General features: G+C 71.9%; 16 protein-coding genes and 1 pseudogene. 10 read left to right on the top strand and 7 right to left on the bottom strand.

The window, feature by feature from the left end; genetic code table 11:
- The first annotated feature begins 21 nt into the window (after window positions 1-21).
- The 3 genes from fsa to WME89_RS00140 all read left to right on the top strand — a co-directional run bounded on the left by fsa (window position 22) and on the right by WME89_RS00140 (window position 1,662).
- Complete coding sequence (fsa, locus tag WME89_RS00150) at window positions 22-672, top strand: fructose-6-phosphate aldolase (protein WP_438007265.1); 651 nt, start codon at window positions 22-24, stop codon at window positions 670-672.
- 8 nt (window positions 673-680) lie between these two features.
- The gene (gene ybeY / locus WME89_RS00145) at window positions 681-1,289 is read left to right on the top strand and encodes an rRNA maturation RNase YbeY (protein WP_438007264.1); all 609 of its coding nucleotides are present in this window, start codon (window positions 681-683) and stop codon (window positions 1,287-1,289) included.
- 64 nt (window positions 1,290-1,353) lie between these two features.
- On the top strand, window positions 1,354-1,662 hold the full coding sequence (locus WME89_RS00140) for an HU family DNA-binding protein (RefSeq protein ID WP_061617084.1): 309 nt from the start codon (window positions 1,354-1,356) through the stop codon (window positions 1,660-1,662).
- On the opposite strand, the gene lnt is transcribed toward WME89_RS00140, so the two are convergent.
- Both lnt and WME89_RS00130 read right to left on the bottom strand, forming a co-directional pair.
- Window positions 1,649-3,421 carry an apolipoprotein N-acyltransferase gene (gene lnt, locus WME89_RS00135; RefSeq protein WP_438007263.1) on the bottom strand — a complete coding sequence of 591 codons (1,773 nt, stop codon included), beginning with the start codon at window positions 3,419-3,421 and terminating at the stop codon, window positions 1,649-1,651. The two genes, WME89_RS00140 and lnt, sit on opposite strands and share 14 nt — an antisense overlap.
- A gap of 114 nt (window positions 3,422-3,535) precedes the next feature.
- Complete coding sequence (locus tag WME89_RS00130; protein WP_438007262.1) at window positions 3,536-4,471, bottom strand: hypothetical protein; 936 nt, start codon at window positions 4,469-4,471, stop codon at window positions 3,536-3,538.
- 236 nt (window positions 4,472-4,707) lie between these two features.
- Between WME89_RS00130 and WME89_RS00125 the strand changes: the two genes are divergently transcribed.
- The 3 genes from WME89_RS00125 to WME89_RS00115 all read left to right on the top strand — a co-directional run bounded on the left by WME89_RS00125 (window position 4,708) and on the right by WME89_RS00115 (window position 8,840).
- A complete protein-coding gene (locus tag WME89_RS00125) occupies window positions 4,708-5,907 on the top strand; it encodes a class I SAM-dependent rRNA methyltransferase (protein WP_438007261.1) in 1,200 nt (399 codons plus the stop codon).
- 9 nt (window positions 5,908-5,916) lie between these two features.
- Entirely contained in the window at window positions 5,917-6,765 is an 849-nt protein-coding gene (locus WME89_RS00120) for an HAD hydrolase family protein (protein ID WP_438007260.1), read from the top strand.
- 182 nt (window positions 6,766-6,947) lie between these two features.
- On the top strand, window positions 6,948-8,840 hold the full coding sequence (locus WME89_RS00115) for a serine/threonine-protein kinase (protein WP_438007259.1): 1,893 nt from the start codon (window positions 6,948-6,950) through the stop codon (window positions 8,838-8,840).
- Between the two features lie 106 nt (window positions 8,841-8,946).
- Here the strand turns inward: WME89_RS00115 and WME89_RS00110 are convergent, their stop codons facing one another.
- Entirely contained in the window at window positions 8,947-9,294 is a 348-nt protein-coding gene (locus tag WME89_RS00110; protein ID WP_438012085.1) for a CxxC-x17-CxxC domain-containing protein, read from the bottom strand.
- A gap of 123 nt (window positions 9,295-9,417) precedes the next feature.
- Window positions 9,418-9,558: pseudogene (locus WME89_RS00105) on the bottom strand (zinc-ribbon domain containing protein); the annotation flags it as partial.
- 369 nt (window positions 9,559-9,927) lie between these two features.
- Here WME89_RS00105 and nusG point away from each other — a divergent pair.
- Genes nusG through WME89_RS00090 form a run of 3 tightly spaced genes read left to right on the top strand, consistent with a single transcriptional unit; the run spans window position 9,928 to window position 15,109 of the window.
- Window positions 9,928-11,340, top strand: coding sequence for a transcription termination/antitermination protein NusG (gene nusG, locus WME89_RS00100; RefSeq protein ID WP_438007258.1), 1,413 nt, complete (start codon window positions 9,928-9,930; stop codon window positions 11,338-11,340).
- Between the two features lie 26 nt (window positions 11,341-11,366).
- Window positions 11,367-13,160, top strand: a complete 1,794-nt coding sequence (locus tag WME89_RS00095; RefSeq protein WP_438007257.1) for an ABC transporter ATP-binding protein — start codon at window positions 11,367-11,369, stop codon at window positions 13,158-13,160.
- Window positions 13,161-13,189: 29 nt separating this feature from the next.
- Window positions 13,190-15,109, top strand: coding sequence for an ABC transporter ATP-binding protein (locus WME89_RS00090; protein ID WP_438007256.1), 1,920 nt, complete (start codon window positions 13,190-13,192; stop codon window positions 15,107-15,109).
- Between the two features lie 72 nt (window positions 15,110-15,181).
- On the opposite strand, the gene WME89_RS00085 is transcribed toward WME89_RS00090, so the two are convergent.
- From WME89_RS00085 to WME89_RS00075, 3 genes are all read right to left on the bottom strand, one after another.
- Complete coding sequence (locus WME89_RS00085) at window positions 15,182-15,742, bottom strand: hypothetical protein (RefSeq protein ID WP_438007255.1); 561 nt, start codon at window positions 15,740-15,742, stop codon at window positions 15,182-15,184.
- Window positions 15,743-15,745: 3 nt separating this feature from the next.
- Window positions 15,746-16,747: a porphobilinogen synthase gene (hemB, locus tag WME89_RS00080; protein ID WP_437667672.1), complete on the bottom strand. Its 1,002-nt coding sequence runs from the start codon at window positions 16,745-16,747 to the stop codon at window positions 15,746-15,748.
- Between the two features lie 186 nt (window positions 16,748-16,933).
- The gene (locus WME89_RS00075; protein ID WP_438007254.1) at window positions 16,934-17,296 is read right to left on the bottom strand and encodes a DUF4339 domain-containing protein; all 363 of its coding nucleotides are present in this window, start codon (window positions 17,294-17,296) and stop codon (window positions 16,934-16,936) included.
- A gap of 143 nt (window positions 17,297-17,439) precedes the next feature.
- Here WME89_RS00075 and cobA point away from each other — a divergent pair, with 143 nt between their 5' ends.
- Window positions 17,440-19,098, top strand: a complete 1,659-nt coding sequence (gene cobA / locus WME89_RS00070) for a uroporphyrinogen-III C-methyltransferase (protein WP_438012084.1) — start codon at window positions 17,440-17,442, stop codon at window positions 19,096-19,098.
- Window positions 19,099-19,219 lie beyond the last annotated feature (121 nt).

The raw sequence follows: 19,219 nt of genomic DNA, 5'->3' as shown, positions 1-19,219 counted from the left end.
ATCGGCCCGGGGAGGCAGGCCATGAAGATCTTCATCGACTCAGGGGACATCGCGGAAATCAAGGAAGCGCAGTCGATGGGGGTCATCGACGGCGTGACCACGAACCCGTCGCTCCTCGCCAAGGGCGGCAGGCCGACGCGGCAGGTGATCGCGGAGATCTGCGAGGTCGTCGACGGACCCATCTCGGCCGAGGTGGTGGCGGTCGAGAAGGACGCGATCCTCCGCGAGGGCCGCGAGCTCGCGAGGCTTCACCGGAACGTGGTGGTCAAGGTCCCGCTCATCGATGACGGGCTCAAGGCGGTCCGGCTCTTCGCCGCCGAGGGCATCAAGACGAACGTCACGCTTTGCTTCTCGGCTGCCCAGGCGCTGCTCGCGGCCAAGGCTGGGGCCACGTACATCTCGCCGTTCGTCGGGCGGATCGATGACGCGGCGGGCGACGGGATGGACCTCGTCTTGCAAATCGTGACCATCTACAGGAACTACGGCTTGCCGACGCAGGTGCTCACCGCGAGCGTGCGGCACCCCGTCCACTTCGTGCAGGCCGCCATGATCGGCTCGCACGCCGCGACGATGCCGCTCAAGGTCATCAAGCAGCTGACCAAGCACCCGCTGACGGACGTGGGGCTCGCGCAGTTCCTGGCGGATGCGAAGAAGATCCCGGAGCTGGTATAGCGAGTCCTGTGACCGAGAAGCGCAAGGAGAGCTCGGGGGCAAAGCGACGCGGGGGCAGCCCGCCAGCCCCCGCGGTCGTGTCCATCACGATCCAGGGCGGGCCGTTCAAGGGGGTGTCGACGGCGGTCGTCCGCCGGCGAGCGAGCAAGATGCTCGCCCATCTGGCGCTGCAGGGCGTGGAGCTCTCCGTGGCCCTGGTGAACGACCAGGCCATCCACGAGCTGAACCGCACGTACCGGCGCAAGGACAAACCGACCGACGTGCTCGCCTTCCCCCTGCTCGAGCAGAACGGCGCCAGCTCACGCAGGCGCGGCCGGCGAGGGCCCGTGGATCCCTCGGTGTGGCACGGCATGCTCGGGGACGTGATCGTCTCGATCGATACGGCCGCACGGCAGGCGGCCGAGCGCGATCGTCCGCTGCTCGACGAGATCACGATGCTCCTCGGGCACGGCCTGCTCCACCTGCTCGGCTACGACCACAAAACCGACGCGGAGGAACGGGAGATGACGACCTTGACCCAGGAGCTCGAGGTCGCCGCGGCATCCCGGGGCAGCAGTACTACTGGAATCCGGGCTCGCAGCGGCGTCGCGAGTCCGAATAAGACGCGGGCGCAATGACTTATTCCTTGCGATGGGAAACCTCGCTTGTTAAACGGACGCCCCCTTTCGACTTGGAGGAAACATGCCCGGTTCGAACAAGCTGACCAAGGCGCAGATGATCGTCGGTCTTGCTGAGGCCACCAACCTCGACAAGAAGTCCGTGGCCAGCGTGCTCGATGCGCTCAGCGAGCTGGTAAAGAAGGAGCTTGGTCCGGACGGGCCGGGCGAGGTCACGGTTCCGGGCCTCGTGAAGATCAAGGCGAAGGAGACCCCGGCCACGCAGGACCGGGAAGGCATCAATCCGTTCACGAAGCAGCCGATGACCATCAAGGGCAAGCCGGCGAGCCGCAAGCTCCGCGCGGCGCCCGTCAAGGCGCTCAAGGACGGCTGAGCGGCACGTCGGCGGCAGCTTGCGTGGCCGCATCCGGCGACGCGAGCTCCGGCGCATCCGTGAGCGGGTGCGCTTCCGAGGAGACGCCCTGGGCTTCTGGCGAGACCTTCGCCGGGGAGCGGCGTGCCCTGAGCGCGCACGCGAGGATCGCGAGGGCGAGCAGCGACGCGAGCGGCACGTCGCCCAGGCGGGTGTAGGGCGTCAGCGGCGTGTCCCTGACCGCCGGGGTCGCGAAGGTGATCTCCGGCGCAGCGCTCTCGCTGCGGGTGCGCACCACGCCGCGGGCGTCGATCCATGAGGCGACGCCCAGGTTGACGGCGCGCACGAGATCGCGCCGCAGCTCGATCGCGCGCATGGCCGCGAGCCGCGCGTGCAGCTCGGGCTCGGCGCTCCCGGTGAACCAGGCGTCGTTCGTGATGTTCACGAGCAGGTTCGGGGTGAGCGTGCTCGTGATCTGCCGCCCCACCCCCGTGAGCGTATCCTCGTAGCAGTTGAGCACCCCGATCCGGAGCGCGGGCCCCTGCTCTCGGGCGAGCGTGAGGGCGCGCGGCTCGACCCCCGGGATGAGCCCGCCGCTCTTCTGGAAGGTGCGCCGCAGCCACGGCAGGTAGGCGCCGCCCGGGACCATCTCGCCGAACCAGAGCAGCTGCAGCTTGTCCTGCGTCGGCTGCATGCTCCCGTCGGGGAGCACGAGGGTGGCGGAGTTGTAGCTGTTCCGCTCCTCGACACCGTCAGCAGCCTTCACGGGCGGGGCCTGGGTGATGAGCCCGGCCAGGACCGGACCGCGGACGCCGGGACCCAGGATCGCTCGACCGCCGCGCGGCGCCTGCCGGGCGCTGTGCGCGAGGGAGTAGGGATACGCCGCCTCGGGCCAGAGGGTGAGCTCGGCGCCGCCGGCCTCGGCCTTCCGGGTGAGCTCGTGCAGCGTTCGCAGGATCCGCGGGTGGTTCTTCGCCTGCCAGCGCTCGTGGGGCCCGACCGCCTGGTTGACGAGCGCGACCCGCGTCGTGGGCAGGCCGGCGCTCGCCCGCTCCACCGCGGCCATCCGCAGCGCGCCGTGGATCGCGAGCAGCCCGAACAGCGCCGCGCTCGCGAGCGCCGGGTAGACGAGCGCGCGGGACAGGTGAGGTCGCGCGGGCCGCGGCCCTTGCGCAGACGCACGCGCGAGCGGACGCCCGCCCGGCGCCTTCCCGAAGGCCGCGAGCCCCGCGCGGGTGAGCAGGGCCGCCCCCACGGCGAACAGCGCGGAGACGCCCCGCTCACCGACGAGGTCAGCGAGCTGAACGAGCGCTGGCCAGGGGCTCATGAGGCCGGCCGGCGTCCAGCCGAAGACGGTCGGGATGGCGACGGCGACGAGCACGCCGGCCGCGAACGCGAGCTCGAGCGGAGCGCGCAGACGCCGGAGGAGCGCGCTCGTGATGCCCCCGCAGGCGGCCCAGACCAGCGACTGAGCGGCCGCGAGCAGGACCAGCGCGAGGTACGAGGCAGCCGAGCCGAGCGGCGTGAAGCGCTGGATGACCTCCGGCACGAAGCGCAGGCCCACGATGCCCGCCGCCGTTCCCCAGGCGGCGCCGCGCCCGAAGGCGCGCCAGAACGTCGGCGCGTCGTGGACGGCGGCCGCCAGCAGGGCGAGGCCAGCGATGACGGCAGGGTAGAGATCCGTGGGCGGCGCCGTGAGGGCGAACGTCGCACCGCCGGTGACGGAGAGGAGCAGCGGGGCGCGGCTGCGAAGCGCGCGCAGGGTCGAGGCCGTGGGCACGAGGCGGCGTTATACCGCGTGAAGGCAGCCCGGACCGCGACGGCGGCCTGGAGGAGAGAGAAACCGACGCGAGCCCCGCCCGGTCAGGGCGGACCGGACGCTATGACGAGCCGCTCACCAGTAGACGCTGAGCCCGCCACGGAAGAGCCCCCCGCCCGACGTATCGGTCGTGCGGCCGGTGTCAGGATCCCTGAACTCCGGAACGGCACCATCGTCCGTGCGGCTGCGCACGAAGCCGAGCGCGTCGATGTTCAGGGCGAGGCGGCGGGAGAGCCGGAACTCGAGGCCGATGCCGCCGTGCGCGCCGAAGTAGTCGTACTCCGTGTTCGGAACGAACTCCTCACCGCTGGCCGCCACCTCGCTCCAGGGCCGCTCGACGTCGGCGTGCGAGATGTTCAGGCCACCCGTGAAGTAGAACTGCGTGCGGCTGCGCGGGTTGACGAACAGCATCCCGCTCAGCGAGATCGGCGTCTCGCTCCGCTGGTAGCCGTTGTAGTCGGTGCCCGCCAGGAAGTCGGCGCCGAGATCGAGCGCGAACGCGGGGACCGGCCGGTAACGCAGGCTGATCCCGACGCCGCCCATGCCGGCTTCCTCGGCCCCGCCGTGCTCGCGCCCCATCATGAGGCCCTCCAAGCGGAAGTTGACGCCCCACTGCCGCCGCCAGCGCCGCTTCGGCGGCGGCGGCGGAGCGGGCGGGACCACGCGACGCACGACGACGCGCGGCGGAGGAGCCGACCCAGGCGTCACGACGATGACCTGCGGCGGCTGGCCCGACGGCGAGGTCTGGTAGACGACGACCGGCGGCGGGGCCGGGCGGGTTGCCCGCCTGCCAGGCGGCGGGGGCGGGGCGGGGGGAGGCGGCGGCAGCGCCTCGGCGGGCGGGGCCTCGTCGGAAGCGGCGGGCGGCGGCTCCGCGGCGGGATCGCGGGGGGGCTCGACTTCCTCGCAGAACCACGCGCCGGGAGGACAGTTGTTGTTCTCCTGCGCGAGCGCGCTCATCGGCGCGGTCATCGCCACCGCAACAAGGGCATGGGTCAAGCAACGGCGCATCGGGCGACTCCTCTTCGGTGCAGGGAAGTTAGCAACCGGGATGCCATCGACCATCTCGCGGGATTGTCGTCACCATGGCCACGAAGCACTCCGGCGTGCATCGGCCGCCACGGCGCGCTGTGGCGGAAGGTTCACACGCGCGCCGTCCCGCAGGGTACTAGCTCCAGCGTCAAACGTCACGGCGCGGTCGCCTCGGCCGGCAGCCCTGCCAACATCGAGAGCAATCGGATTCCACCATGCCTACGGTTACGTTGAAGCAGGGTCATGTTCGGCCCGTGTGGTCGGGGCATCCCTGGGTGTTCGCTCAGGCGATCGCGCGCATCGAGGGCGGCGCCGTGGCCGGCGATGAGGTCGTGGTCACCGACCCCTATGGCAGCGTGCTCGGCCGCGGGCTCTACACCCCGCGCTCGGCCATCCCGGTGCGCATGTACACGCGCGAGGACCGGCCGATCGACGCGGCCCTCTTCCGGCACCGGATCGAGCGCGCCATCGCGCACCGCCGCGAGCTCGGCCTGCCGGCGCGGTCGCCTGGCCACGAGACCGACGCCTTCCGGCTGGTCCACGCGGAGGGGGACGGCCTGCCTGGCCTGATCGTCGACCTGTTCGGCGACGTGGCGGTGGTGCAGCTCGGCACGATCGGGGTCAAGCGCCGCGAAGGCGTGATCTTCGACGCCCTCCAGGCGGCGCTCTCGCCGCGCGCGATCGTGGACAGGACCCCGGAATCGCTCGCGAAGCTCGAGGGGTTCACCGCCGACGCCGGCGTGGTGCGCGGCGACGTCGGCCTCGATCAGCTCCGGTTCGTCGAGCGAGGGCTGCGCTACGCGATCCCGCTCGCGCTCGGCCACAAGACCGGCTTCTACCTGGACCAGCGGACGCTGCGGACCCGCGTCGAGCAGCTCGCCCACAACCGGCGCGTGCTCGACGCGTTCTGCTTCGTCGGCACGTTCGCCATGGCGGCCGCCCGCGGCGGCGCGAGCGAGGTCCTCGCGATCGACGAGAGCGCGACGGCGCTCGAGGTCGGGGCGGAGTGCGCGCGGGAGAACGGCCTGCTCGACCGGATCGCCTTCACGCGCGACGACGCCCGCAAGGCGCTGCAAAATGCGTCGCGGCAGGGCGGCTTCGACCTGGTCATCTGCGACCCGCCGAAGCTCGCGGGCACGCGCGCGTCCAAGGACGTCGCGCTCACGGCGTACCGGCGCCTCGCGGCCGGCGCGTGCCGCGCCACGCGCCCTGGGGGCATCCTCGTGCTCTGCTCCTGCTCGAGCGCCGTGAGCCTCGACGACCTGACCCGCGTGCTCGCGCTCGGCGCGCGCGACGCGCGCATGCAGGCCGCCGTGTTCGACCGGCACTTCCAGGGAGGGGACCACCCCGTCCCCTCCGCGTTCCCCGAAGGGCTCTACCTGAAGAGCCTCATCGCGCGCGTCGACGCGCTCTGACCAGCCCCGATGAAGCCGCTCTCCCTGCTGACAGCCGACGCCGTGAGCGCCCTCGCCGGGGTGATCTTCGACCTCGACGACACCGTGCTGGACCACGGCGCCCTCACCGAAGCCGCCTACGGCGCGCTCTTCCGTCTGCGCGAGACCGGGCTCGCGCTGATCGCCTGCACCGGCAGGCCCGCCGGCTGGGGCGAGGTGCTCCAGCGGCAATGGCCGATCGACGCGACCATCGCCGAGAACGGGGCCGTCGCCCTGGTCCGCGAGCAGGCTGAGCCGCTGGCCGACCCTCGAGGCGGGGTGGCCCCGAGCGCCGGCCGCATCGCCGCGCTCGACGGCCTGGACCGTGGCGCGCGGCAGGCGCGTCGGGCCGAGCTCATCGCGCTCGCCGATGACATGGTGCGTCGTTTTCCTGCGGCAGCGCTCGCTGACGACAACGACCAGAGGGTGACCGACGTTACCATCGATATCGGAGAGCACCGGCGTGTGCCGCCGGAGGACGTGCAGAGGATGCGCGCCGAGCTGCGTGAGCGGGGGGTGAGGACGCTGCTCTCGAGCGTCCACCTCCACCTCACCCGGGACCCTTCCGACAAGGCCACGGGCGTCGTGCGCCTGCTCTCGACGCGGTTCGGCGAGGATCCAACCCGGGCGCGGTACCGTTACGCCTTCGTCGGCGACAGCGGCAACGACGGCGTCGCTTTTGCCGCATTTACGTTGACCTTCGGGGTTGCCAACGTGCGCGCCCACCTCGGCAAGCTCTCGGTTCCGCCGCGGTTCGTGGCCTCCCTTCCCATGGGCCGCGGATTCGCGGAAATTGCACACCGCGTCGCCGAACTGCGGAAGAATGCACCCGCGCCGTGATCGCGGCTCGCGCGATGTCCCTCGCGCTGCAATCCGCCCCACACATGGAGCACGTACCCTAGCCGCGACACGCAACGAAGGAATAGGATCGAGCTTTCGGGAGGCGCGTGCCTCCCAACCCTTTACAGGGGCGCGTGTTCTCGGGGACCATGACGTTGGTCCCTCCCCGCCAGCGGCAGCAGATGGCGTTTCGACCCCCGACCCCCGGCCTCCTCGTCGACAACAAGTACCGCCTCGCGGAGCGCATCGGCGGGGGCGGCATGGGCGACGTGTTCCGGGCGGAGCACGTGCTCGCAGGTCGCGCCGTTGCGATCAAATTCCTTCACCCTGAGCTGGCGGACAACTCGGAGCTCTCCCACCGGTTCTTCCAGGAAGCGCAGGCGGTCAACCGGATCCGCCACCCCAACATCGTCGATGTGATCGACGCCGGCGTCGGCGATCTCGGTCCGTACATCGTGATGGAGCACCTCGACGGCGAGTCGCTCGGCATGGCGCTCGCGCGCTTCGGCCGCCTCGACATGGAGGCCGCCGTGGGGGTCGCGATCCCGGTGCTGGAGGCGCTCGACGCCGCGCACCGGGCGGGGATCATCCACCGCGATCTCAAGCCCGAGAACATCTTCATCGCGTTCGATCCGAGCCGCGGCTCGGCGGTGGTCCGGCTGCTCGACTTCGGCATCGCCAAGGTGCTCGACTCCGACGGCCCGTCGCCGCGGACGCGCACGGGCGTCGTGTTCGGCACGCCGGACTACCTGTCGCCGGAGCAGGCCACGGGGGAGTCGCCGCTCGACGGGCGGAGCGATCTCTTCTCGGTGGGCGTCCTCCTCTACGAGGTGCTCACGGGCACGCGGCCGTTCCGCGCGCCGACCGCCGTGGCGACCGCGTTCCGCGTCGTGCACGCGGAGGTGCCCACGCTCGCCTCCGCGGGCGTGACCATCGACCCGCGGCTCGAGGCGATCGTGCAGCGGCTCTTGCAGAAGGATCCCGCGAAGCGCTTCCAGACGGCCGGCGACGTCGTCCGCGAGCTGGAGCGCGTCGCGCCGGACGCCCACCGACGGACCGCGGCGCTCGGCAGGCTGATCAACGTGCAGCGGCGGATGGCCCTGAGCCTGGGGAACGCCACCGAGAACGAGCGCGATCGCCTCTCGTCCTCACGCGATCGCTCGCGCGTGGGCACGTCGTTCGACATGAACCCCGCGCCGCCGATGCGCATCTCGCCGCCGCTCGTGTCGGGCGGGCGCGTCACCGAGGCGCCGCCGGGCATGCGGCCGTCGTCGGAGCCAGCGAGGCCCGCCCCCGGCGTGACGCTCTCGAACGCGCTGCGGAACCGGGGCTCCGAGCCCACGCTGCTCTCGCAGCGCGGCGAGTCGTTGCCCACGGTGCGCAGCGCCGACCTCGGCCTCCGCGCCGAGCCGACCGTGCGCAGCGCCGACTTCGGCAACCTGATCAACCGGCAGCGCGATACGCGGCGGCCCAACGTCACGCCGGTCCGTCCGCTGCCGGCGCGCTTCGCGGGGCAGTACCATGTGCGCGGCCCCGTCCTGCGGAGCGTCGACCGCACCATCGTGGACGAGTACGGGAGGAGCGCGCGCGACGAGGTCGTCGCGCAGATGCCGCTCCGGTACGCGGACGACTTCCGGCACGACTCGATCAACGCGCTCGTCGGATACGACCTCGAGGCGCTCGACGCTTACATGGAGCTCGCGACGTCGCTGGTCCTGCGCGACCTCGAGCGCTGGCGCGACATCGGCAGGCTCGGCGTCGGCGGCGAGCTGCACAGCCTCGTGCGCACGCTGTTCGCCCGCCCGCTGACCGACATCGCGTCGCTCATGCGCCGCGGGACCTCGATCTGGTCGCGGCTCTTCACGTTCGGCTCGTGGCGCGTCGCGACCGGCCCGACCGGGCGGGTCACGCTCCACATCGGCGACTTCGATCCGGCCTCGCTGCCGCTCCGGCTGTGGGTCGTGGGGATGGTCGAGGAGACGGCGCGGCGCGCGTCCGGCGGCGGCGTGAAGGTCACGATCACGCTCGGCGAGCTCGGCTTCACCTCCGAGCTCGCCTGCGAGATCAGCCTCTAGTTCCGCCTGCCAGAAGTCCGGCCAGGGATGGCCGGACCTCTGCGCCGCTTCGCGGCCGCCGCTGCTCAGCGGACGCGCGCGGCGCCGACCTCGTCTCGGGGGATCTTCAGGAAGGCTTGCGCGCGCGGTAGCACGCCTGGCAGAACACGTCGCGCCCCTCGACCGGCTTGAACGGGACCTCGCCCTCGGAGCCGCACGACTTGCAGGTGATCGAGAACGTCGGACGGGTGCGCGGCGCGCGGGGCTGCTGCGCGGCGGCGCGGGCGGGCGGTGCCGCGCGGCGCTCGCCGCCGAAGGACGGCGCGCGGTAGTTGCCGTCGTCGCGGACGGGCGCACCGCCGCGCGGGCGCTGCTGGTAGTGGCTCGGCACCGTCCAGGCGGGCGTCATCCCCGAGTACGCGTCCTGCATCGGGCTCCGGTACTCGTTCACGTCACCCGTATAGCGAGGCTTCAAAGGCTGCCCGCCGCCGCGGCCCGGAGCGCCGCGGTACCCCCCGGCGCTCCGGGCTGCTCCCGGGCGCTGGTGCTGTGCCGCGCGAGACGTCGACGCGCGCTCGTGCTCCCCTTGACTGTCCTTTCGTGCACGGCGGCAGGTCCGGCACCGCTTCGGCGGGGCCGCGAGCTTCCGTTCGGCGTAGACGGCGGCTTCTGCAGCCGAGAACAGGAACGACGTGCCGCAGCTCGCGCAGACAATGTGCTCGTCTCGATGCTGTTCCATGATTCCTCTTTCGTCAGGCCGACGGGCCTCGCAGGCTCACGGGCTCGGGTGCTCGGGTGACTCGGGTGACTGGAGCGCCCGGGAGCTGCCCCCGCTGCGCCGGAGAAGCGCGTTTTACGCGGGGATCTAGATGATACTGGTGGGATCGCCCTCTTGATGGGGCACAGGAGTGCCTACGGTGACATGGTTGTCAGGGCGGTCAAGCGTGCCGCCTCCACGCTTCCCCGGGATCGATCGCGCGGTGTGGAGGCTTTGATTTCGAAGCTCCTCACGATACCATCCGCGCGACTTTCACCGAGAGCACAGCTCCTCACGTGATGAACCACGGGCAGCATCCGCCCACGCCGCGCCTCGCAACCAGTCGAAGCAATGAGCCACCCTTCCCTGCACCTCACCGCTCGTGACTTCGACGCCTACGCCGCCGAAAAAGCGACCTCGAAGGCCTACTCGCGCCCCCGCCTCGAGGTGAAGCAGCGCGCGCTCGCCTGGGCGCGCGGCGTCGTCGCCCGGCTGGCCGAGCTCGGCATCTCCGTCGACGTCCACGGCTCGGACGAGCACCCCTCGATCCGCAACAAGCACCGGGCCGACTGCCAGTGGGTCTTCTTCTGGCGCGACCAGGCCGCGCGCGACGAGCTCGATCGCCTGCTCGATCGCGGCCGCTCGATCTCCGAAGCGATCGACGACCCGAGCCCCTTCACACGGCACGCGTTCCTCGCGCTGCGCATCTCGGAGAGCGAGGTGCAGGTGTGCTTCGCGGTCCACCCGGACGCGAAGGTCGATGTCGACAACCTCCGGGCCCGCGTCTCGGCGTCCGAGGAGGCGACCGGCGAGCCGACCTCACCGCTCGCTGCCGAGCTCACGAGCGCGCTCCACGCGCTCCCGGAGCAGTTCTCGCTCGGCGCCGGCGGGGGCGAGCGCGTGGACTGCAGCGCGGCGACGCCCGACGCGATCACGGAGATGCTCCGCCGCGCCGCGGACGGGCAAGTCCCGCTCTGGATCGGATGGGCGATCCCGCGGGAGACCGCGGTCGAGCACGCCGACATCCTCGACGAGCAGCTCGAGGACGCGATCGTCGCGCTCGCCCCCATCTACCGGCTGGTCGCGTGGTCGCGCGAGAACGATCGCATCGCGCTCGATCGCAAGCTCGAGGGCATCGAGCAGGAGCGGGCGCGCGCCCACGCGGAGCTCGAGGCCGAGAACGAGCGGTGGCGCTCCGAGCAGGCCCGGGCGCGCGAGCGCTCGATGGAGCAGGCCCGGGCGCGCGGCGACGAGCGCGTGGAGGCCGCCCTCCCCGCTCGCCGGCCGACGCTCGCGACGCTGTTCAAGTCCACGAGCAACGCCGGCGCCGGTCGCGGAGAGCCGCGCCCCTCGCCGAAGCACGGCGGAGAGGGCGGCGCTCCGGTACGGCGGACGCAGCACGCGGACGCGGAGCAGCAGCCGCGAGCCGAGGCGCCCCAGAGGCCGTCGGCCGAGCACGCGCCGCGCGCGCAGCGCGCCCCGGCCGTCGAGCCGGTCGCTGCGGCGAGGGTCACGCCGGAGCCCGCGAAGGGCGGCGTGATCGAGAAGGGCAGCCGGGTCCGCGTGCAACGAGGGCCGTTCGGCGACAAGATCGGCGTGGTAAGCGAGCTCGACGGACGCGGAGGGGCACGCGTGCTGCTCGGCCTGCTCTCGACGAGGCTCGAGATCGACGACCTCGAGCTCGTCGTTGATGGAAGAGAGCGCCCCGCCCTCTCGACTTCGCACCGCAAGCCGCTCGCCCCGACGCCGCGCAAGGCGCGCTGAGCGTCGCCCGCGCGGCTCTCCCCGCAATGGTCAAACGCGATCCTTCAACCTATCCCGTCGGTCTCGGCGCCCAGTTCCGCCACAAGCTCCCGCTCTACCTGGCCGGCGCGGCGCTGCTCGCGACGCAGCAGCTCCTCATGGCCAAGCGGGATTTCCTGGTCAAGGACGCCGTCGACGCGGCCGTGAACCTCCAGTCGACGGAGGCGTCGCGGGCGGCGCTCATCATGCTCGGGGTGAGCGTGGGCGCCGCCGTCATGCGCGTGTTCTCACGGGTCACCATCTTCACCGCGGGTCGAAACGTCGAGTACGAGCTCCGAGCGGTGCTGCTCGCGCGCCTGCACAAGCTCGGGCCGGCCTTCTTCCGCAAGATGCCGACCGGCGAGATCATGAGCCGGGCGACGAACGACCTGACGCAGGTCCGGCTGCTCCTCGGCTTCGGCCTGCTGAACGTCGTGGGCTCCCTCTTCGCCTTCGCGAGCGCGCTGTACGTGATGCTCCACATCTCGCAGCGGCTCACGCTGGCGGCGCTCGTGACGATGCCCGCGCTGATGCTCGTCACCCGGTCGTTCTCGACCAAGCTCTTCATCCGCACCCGGGACAACCAGGAGGCGATCGGCGCCATGAGCGACCGCGTCCTCGCGAGCCTCGCGGGCGTCAGGGTCGTCCGCTCGTTCGCGCTCGAGGCGTCCGAGATGGCCGCGTTCGCCAACACGAACCAAGGCTACCTCGAGAAGAGCCTCGCCCTCGCCAGGCTGCGCGGGTCCATGGGGCCGCTCATGGGGGCCATCAGCTCGGTCGGCGTGCTCATCGTCTTCTGGTACGGCGGGCAGCTCGTGCTGGACGGGCAGATGACAAGGGGCGACTTCGTCTCGTTCTGGCTGGCGCTGCTGCGCCTCACCTGGCCGGTGCTCGCCCTCGGCTTCGTCGCCGCGATCGTCCAGCGCGGCCGCGCCGGCTACGCGCGGCTCAAGGCCATCTTCGAGGCCATCCCCGAGGTCGTGAGCGGGCCGATGCCCGCCCCCGACGTCGTCCGCGGCGCCATCGCCGTCAAGGATCTGACGTTCTCCCACGGCGCCAGGAAGGTGGTCGACGGGGTGAGCTTCGAGATCGAGGCCGGCAAGTCGCTCGCCATCGTGGGCCGCACGGGCTCTGGCAAGAGCACCATCGCCACGCTGCTCGCCCGGCTCATGCCCACGCCGCGCGGCTCGGTGTTCCTGGACGGCGTCGACATCTGCGATCTGCCCCTGGAGACCGTGCGCGCCGGCATCGGCTATGCGCAGCAGGACGCCTTCCTCTTCTCGACCACGGTGGCCCGCAACATCGGCTACTCGCTCGACGATCCGGACTCGCCTGCCTCGTTCGAGGTGATCCGCGCGGCCGCGGCCGAGGCCGAGGTGCTGGGCGAGGTGCTCTCGCTGCCGGATGGCTTCGACACGGTGGTCGGGGAGCGGGGCGTCCAGCTGTCCGGCGGCCAGCGCCAGCGCGTCGCGCTCGCGCGCGCGCTCGTGCGCGAGCCGACCGTCCTCGTCCTGGACGACCCGCTCTCCGCCGTCGACGCAAAGACCGAGCAGGCCATCCTCGCCGCGATCGAGCGGCAGGCCGCGCGACGGACCGTCATCTTGATCACGCACCGGGTGGCGGCCGCGCGGCGGTGCGACGCGGTCGTCGTGCTCGAGCAGGGTAAGGTCCTCGAGCGCGGCACGCACGACGAGCTCGTGCGCGCGGGCGGGCTGTACGCGTCGTTCGCCGAGGAGCAGCAGCTCGAGGAGGATCTCGCGACCTTCGAGGCGCCGCCCTCGCAGCCGGTGGGGCTCGCGTGACGCAACCGGGACCTGGAGAAGGCGCGACGATGCAGGCCAAATCGAGCGGCGGCGCGGGAGAGGTGAGCGCGAGCGCACGACGGCCGGCGCAGGCGGCGAGCACGCCCCGGGGGGCGAAGAGGGCGAGCCGCACCGAGGACGTGCTGAGCCGCTTTCACGAGGAGACGCAGCTCGGTGAGGCGTACGACGCGCGCATGCTGGTGCGGCTGTGGCCGTTCGTGCGTCCGCAGGGCAAGCACCTCGCGCTCTCGCTCGGGCTGCTCATCGTGACGGCGTCGCTGGCGCTGCTGCGTCCGCTCATCATGCGCGACGCGCTCGACGCGTTCGACACGCCCGGCGGGCTCGATCACCTCACGCGCGCCGGCATCCTGCTCACGGGCGTCATGCTCCTGGAGCAGTCGCTCGCCTTCCCGCAGCTCTACCTGATGCAGCTCGCCGGCGCGCGCGCGATGGCCGATCTGCGCGTGCGCGTCTTCGGCTTCTTGCACACCCGCCGCCTCGGGTTCTTCGATCGCACGCCGGTCGGCCGGCTCGTCACGCGCGTGACGAACGACGTGGACGCGATCGGCGAGATGTTCGCGTCCGGCGCGCTCAACGCGTTCGGCGATCTCATCCGGCTCGTCGTCATCATCGCCGTGATGCTGTCGCTCGACTGGCGCATGTCGCTGCTCGCCTTCGCGGCGGTGCCCCCCGTCGCCCTCGGCGTCAACTGGACGCGGCGGCGCATCCGCGACGCCTTCCGCGAGGTGCGGTCGAAGACGGCCAGGATGAACGCGTACCTCAACGAGCAGGTCTCCGGGATGGCCGTCGTGCAGGCCTACGCCAGGGAGGAGCGCTCGGCCGAGGAGTTCGACGAGATCAACGAGGCTTACCGCAACGCCAACAACCGCTCCATCGTGCTCGACGCGACGCTCGACGCCGCCATCGAGATGGTCTCGAGCGTCTGTATCGCCGCGGTGCTCTGGTACGCCGGCGTGAAGAGCCTGAAGCAGCAGATCTCGTTCGGGACCCTGTTCGCCTTCGTCGCGTACATCGACATGTTCTTCGTCCCGATCCGCGATCTCTCGGCTCGGTACACGCTGCTGCAGTCGGCGATGTCCGGCGCGGAGCGCATCTTCGAGCTGCTCGACAACAAGGACGAGGACGCGACGGCGATGGCGGCCGCGCCAGGCGGCGCCGACGCGGCGAGGGTCGCGGACGAGCGCGTCGCGTTCGAGCTCGACGGCGTCGTGTTCAGCTACAAGCCGGGCGTGCCCGTGCTGCGGCACGTCTCGATCGCGGCGAGGAGCGGCGAGAAGATCGCGCTGGTCGGCGCGACCGGCGCCGGCAAGAGCACCGTCGCGTCGCTGCTGCTCCGCCTCTACGACGTCGAGGAGGGCGCGGTGCGGGTCTTCGGCCGCGATGCCAGCGCGTACCCTCGCGACGAGCTGCGCCGCAACTTCGCCGTCGTCCCTCAGGACGTGTTCCTGTTCCCTGGCACGGTGCTCACCAACATCGCGGCCGGCGACGCGATCCCGGATCGCGCGAAGGTGGTGAACGCGCTGAACCGCATCGGCGCCCTCGATCTGTTCGAGCGCCGCGAAGGTGGCCTCGATGGGCCGGTGCTCGAGCGCGGCAGCAACTTCAGCGCTGGCGAGCGCCAGCTGATCGCCTTCGCCCGCGCCCTCTACCGCGACCCGCCGATCCTCATCCTGGACGAGGCCACGGCGAACGTCGATAGCGACACCGAGGCGCGCCTCCAGCGCGCGCTCGAGGGCGCCATGGCGGGTCGCACCGCGCTGATCATCGCGCACCGCCTCTCCACGATCCGCGCCGTCGACCGGATCGTCGTCTTCCACAAGGGCAGCGTCGTCGAGCAGGGCACGCACGAGGCTCTGCTCGCCGCCGGCGGCGTGTACAGCAAGCTGTACCGGCTCCAGTTCGCCCGGCAGGCTGTGGCGCAGGCCTAGAGCTCGCCGCGCGAGGCGCGGCGAGCAGCCCGGTGTGACGAGCGCCGCGAGCGCCCGGGGCTGCTCGCTCCCTCAGCCGGGATCGTCGCCGTAGCACCTTCTGCCAGCAGCGCCCCCGCCCGCACCGCCGGCGGCTCCGGCCTCACCGCCGCCGGCCTCGTTCGCACCGCCGGCGGTCCCCGTCTCGCCTTCGCCGCTCGCGACGTCCGCGCCTCCGGCGACCACCCGCAGCCAGTACTCGGAGCAGCTGCCGTTCATGAGGACCAGGTGCTGGTCGTCGACGCAGACCACCTCCGCCTGGTTGCCCGCCGCGTGCGCCAGCGTCCCGCCGCTCTTCGTGCCGTCCGGCTCGAACGACAGGTCCACCTGCCACCACCGCGGCTGCGCGCCGAGGTGGTGCCTGAGCGCGTACCGCATGCCGCCCGGGAAGTAGAGGAGATCGCCGTCCGGCGCCGAGGTCTCGTAAACGCCGCCCTCGGGCATGGCCTCGGTGAACTCGACCGGCGGGTTCGCGCTCTCGGAGCGGTCGCACCGCTCCGGACCACACCCCGCCGCGAGCGCGGCCGACGCACCCACCGCGCACGCGGCGACCCACCTGGAGCGCTGCGCCGCGCTCGCGACCCGGATCCGCATGGCTCAGCCGAGCCAGCGCGCGGCGTCGAGCGCGTGGTAGGTCAGGATGAAGTCCGCCCCGGCGCGCCGGATCGACGTGAGCACCTCGAGCACCGCCCGCTTCTCGTCGATCATCCCGCGCTCCGCGGCCGCCTTGATCATCGCGTACTCGCCGCTGACGTTGTAGGCGCCGAGCGGGAGCGTCGTCGCCTCGCGCACGCGGGCGATGACGTCGAGGTACGCGAGCGCGGGCTTGACCATGAGCATGTCGGCCCCCTCCTCCTCGTCGAGCGCCGCCTCACGCAGGCCCTCGCGGGCGTTCCCGGGGTCCATCTGGTAGCCCGCCCTGTCGCCGAACTGGGGGGCGCAGTCGGCCGCCTCACGGAACGGACCGTAGAAGCCGGACGCATACTTCACGGCGTAGGAGAGGATCGCCGTCCCCGTGAGCGACTCGGCGTCGAGCGCGCGCCGGATCGCGGCGACGCGGCCGTCCATCATGTCGCTCGGCGCGACGACGTCCGCCCCCGCCTTCGCGTGGACCACCGCCGCCCGCGCGAGCACCTCCAGCGTCGCGTCGTTGTCGACGTCCACCGCTCCGGACGCGTCCTGCCGGAGCAGGCCGCAGTGACCGTGGTCGGTGTACTCATCGACGCACACGTCGGTCATCACGAGGAGCTCCGGCACCGCCTCCTTCATCGCCTTCACGGCGCGCGGGACGGGGCCGTCGGCGTCATACGCGCTCGAGCCCGACGCGTCCTTCGTGCGCGGGAGCCCGAACAGGATCGTCCCGCCGATACCCAGCTCCTTGCAGAGCCGCGCCTGAGCGGCCGCGGCGCTCACGGGCAGCTGCGAGACACCCGGCATCGTCCCGACCGGGCGAGGCGCGTCGAGCACCTCGTTGAAGAAGAGGGGGAGGATGAAATCCCCCGGGTTGAGGGACGTCTCCCGCACCAGGGCGCGGAGGGCGGGAGAGCGACGAAGCCGGCGCGGTCTCTTCGTGGGGAACACGGCGGCGGAGCATAGCAGCCCTTCGCCCGCGGGGACCGCCCCGGTCGCGGCGCCCGATCCGCAGTTCGCGGAAGCCGGGCGAATCGGCTAGTGTTCGCCCGAAACCGCCCGCATGAGACAGGCCTCCCACTTCCCCTCATCGGGCCGCGCTCGCCTTGTCGCGCGGCTCGTGCGCCCGGCACCGGCCGGCCGCGCGGGGACCGCTCACCGATGCGCCGCACCACGGCGAGCGGCCGGGTGCGCCGCCGGTCCAGGGCGCGGCGATGCCCTCTCTCCAGACAGCGGGACCGTGTCGTCGTCGTCCCCCGCAAACTCCTCGTCCGGCTGCTCCGCAGGCGTCGCCGAGGCGGCGACCGTGACCATTGCGATGTCGGACAGCGGGCACCAGACGGTCCACGCCTCATTGCGGACAAAGCTATCGAGCGGGACCATTCCGCGTTCGATGCCCCGCGCGAGCTGGTCGAGATTGACCGGCCCGACCGATTGCTCCCCGTTGCTGACGTACCACCGGTCCGTAAAGCCGCGCTCTGAGCCCCGCAGCTCCTCGAACAGTTTCACAGATCTCATCGAATGGACTCCAGAAACCGCCGGACGTTGAGTCGAACGGGTGCGATTCTATACCCTTAACGCACCGAGTCAACATCACTACAGAATCGTTATGACAATCAACGTCTGCCATGAGTGAACGAGAAAACGACGGGAGTTTGACAGTGCTTCCCGGGCGTCACGATCCCTCCGACGAGGGGCGGGGCACGGCGGCCGCGCGGCCCGCGGCGGGGGCGCCGGGCGCGGCGAGGCCGGGCGTCGTGTACCTCGTCGGCGCCGGCCCGGGCGATCCGGGGCTCTTCACGCAGCGCGGCGCAGAGCTCCTGGCCACGGCGGACGTCGTCCTGCACGACGAGCTCGTGCACCTCGCGCTGCTGGACGGCGTACGGGAGGGCGCCGAGGTGCGGTCGGTCGGCAAGCGCGGCGGCGACCGCGTCGTGAAGGACGCGAAGCAGGCGGAGATCGACGCGGAGCTCGTCGCGCTGGGGCTCGCGGGCCGCAGCGTCGTTCGGCTGAAGGGCGGCGACCCGTTCCTCTTCGGGCGCGGCTCGGAGGAGGCGGAGGCGCTCGCGCGGGCCGGGGTGCCGTTCGAGGTGGTGCCGGGCGTCTGTTCCCCGCTCGGCGCGACCGCCTATGCCGGCATCTCGCTGACCCACCGGAACATCGCCTCGAGCGTGATGATCGTCAGCGGCGTCACCCGGGCGGGCAAGGGGTTCGACTGGAGCGAGCTCGCCTCGGTCCGCGGGACCATCTGCGTGCTGATGGGCATGCAGGCCCTCGACGCGGTGGTCGCGGGGCTGACGGGGCCGGGGCGCCGCGACCCCGCCACGCCGGCGGCGGCGATCCAGTGGGGCACGCGGGCCGACCAGCGCGTGGTCACGAGCCGGCTCGACGAGCTGCCCCGGCGCGCCATGGAAGCGGGGCTCCAGAGCCCGGCGGTGATCGTCGTCGGCGCCGTCACCCGCCTGCGCGACGCGCTGCGCTGGTTCGACCGGAAGCCGCTGTTCGGCAAGCGGGTGCTGGTGACCCGGCCGCGTCACCAGGCGCGCTCGACGTCGAGGCTCATCCGCCTCCGCGGCGGCGAGGCGGTGGAGCTCGCGACCATCGAGATCCACCCGCCGCCCGACCCCGCGCGCGTCACCGAGGCCGTCCGCGGGCTCTCTGGCTACGACGCCGTCGTCTTCACGAGCGAGAACGGGGTGGCCTGCTTCTTCCGGGAGATGGAGCGGCTCGGCCTGGATGCGCGCGCCTTCGGCTCGGCGCGGCTCGCCGCGATCGGCGTCGGGACGGCCGCCGCGCTCGCCGCGCGGGGCGTCCGCGCCGACATCGTTCCAGGGGAGTTCCGGGGCGAGGAGCTCGCGCAGGCGCTCCTCGCGGACCCCGCGCTCGCGGAGCGCCTGGCGGCGCGTCCAGACGTCCGCGTCCTCCTTCCGCGCGCGCTCGTCGCCCGCGAGGTGCTCCCCGAGCGCCTCCGCGCCGCGGGCTGCGAGGTCGACGTCGTGCCTGTCTACGAGACCCGCCCTGCTTCCACCGAGCGCCGTGAAGAGCTCCTCCGGGCGCTCTCGGCGGGAACGATCGACATCGTGCTGCTGACCTCGAGCAGCACGGTCGACAGCCTCTGCGATCTCCTCGGCGAGGGCGCTGCGGCGCGGCTCGACCGTGTGCTCCTGGCGAGCATCGGACCGATCACGACCGCGACGGCCGCGAAACGGGGGCTCCGGATCGGCGTGACCGCCGAGGTGAGCACGACAGCAGGTCTCCTCGACGCGCTGGATCGGTATTTCGCTGCACAGCAAGCTGCCCCTGCAAGCGCCGGTGATTGAGGCGCTGGTCGCGCGATGTGCGACCAGCGCCACGGCGCAAAAGATAAAGAGCGTCGCAGCGGACCTGGGGGGGGGAAGGTCTCCGCCGCGACGCTCGGGCTCCTGAAGAGCAGGAGGCGTG

Origin of the sequence: Sorangium sp. So ce321, assembly GCF_051530195.1 — a bacterium.
Classification (GTDB): Bacteria; Myxococcota_A; Polyangia; order Polyangiales; family Polyangiaceae; genus Sorangium.
The sequence above is the reverse complement of the archived record's forward strand: the minus strand, read 5'-3'. Positions and strand labels throughout refer to the sequence as shown.

Bases quoted from the DNA above. Each gene is read 5' to 3' on its own strand.
- fsa (WP_438007265.1), top strand. From the start codon at position 22: ATGAAGATCTTCATCGACTCAGGGGACATCGCGGAAATCAAGGAAGCG.
- WME89_RS00140 (WP_061617084.1), top strand. From the start codon at position 1,354: ATGCCCGGTTCGAACAAGCTGACCAAGGCGCAGATGATCGTCGGTCTT.
- WME89_RS00130 (WP_438007262.1), bottom strand. From the start codon at position 4,471: ATGCGCCGTTGCTTGACCCATGCCCTTGTTGCGGTGGCGATGACCGCG.
- WME89_RS00125 (WP_438007261.1), top strand. From the start codon at position 4,708: ATGCCTACGGTTACGTTGAAGCAGGGTCATGTTCGGCCCGTGTGGTCG.
- WME89_RS00120 (WP_438007260.1), top strand. From the start codon at position 5,917: ATGAAGCCGCTCTCCCTGCTGACAGCCGACGCCGTGAGCGCCCTCGCC.
- WME89_RS00115 (WP_438007259.1), top strand. From the start codon at position 6,948: ATGGCGTTTCGACCCCCGACCCCCGGCCTCCTCGTCGACAACAAGTAC.
- nusG (WP_438007258.1), top strand. From the start codon at position 9,928: ATGAGCCACCCTTCCCTGCACCTCACCGCTCGTGACTTCGACGCCTAC.
- WME89_RS00095 (WP_438007257.1), top strand. From the start codon at position 11,367: ATGGTCAAACGCGATCCTTCAACCTATCCCGTCGGTCTCGGCGCCCAG.
- WME89_RS00090 (WP_438007256.1), top strand. From the start codon at position 13,190: ATGCAGGCCAAATCGAGCGGCGGCGCGGGAGAGGTGAGCGCGAGCGCA.
- WME89_RS00085 (WP_438007255.1), bottom strand. From the start codon at position 15,742: ATGCGGATCCGGGTCGCGAGCGCGGCGCAGCGCTCCAGGTGGGTCGCC.
- WME89_RS00075 (WP_438007254.1), bottom strand. From the start codon at position 17,296: ATGAGATCTGTGAAACTGTTCGAGGAGCTGCGGGGCTCAGAGCGCGGC.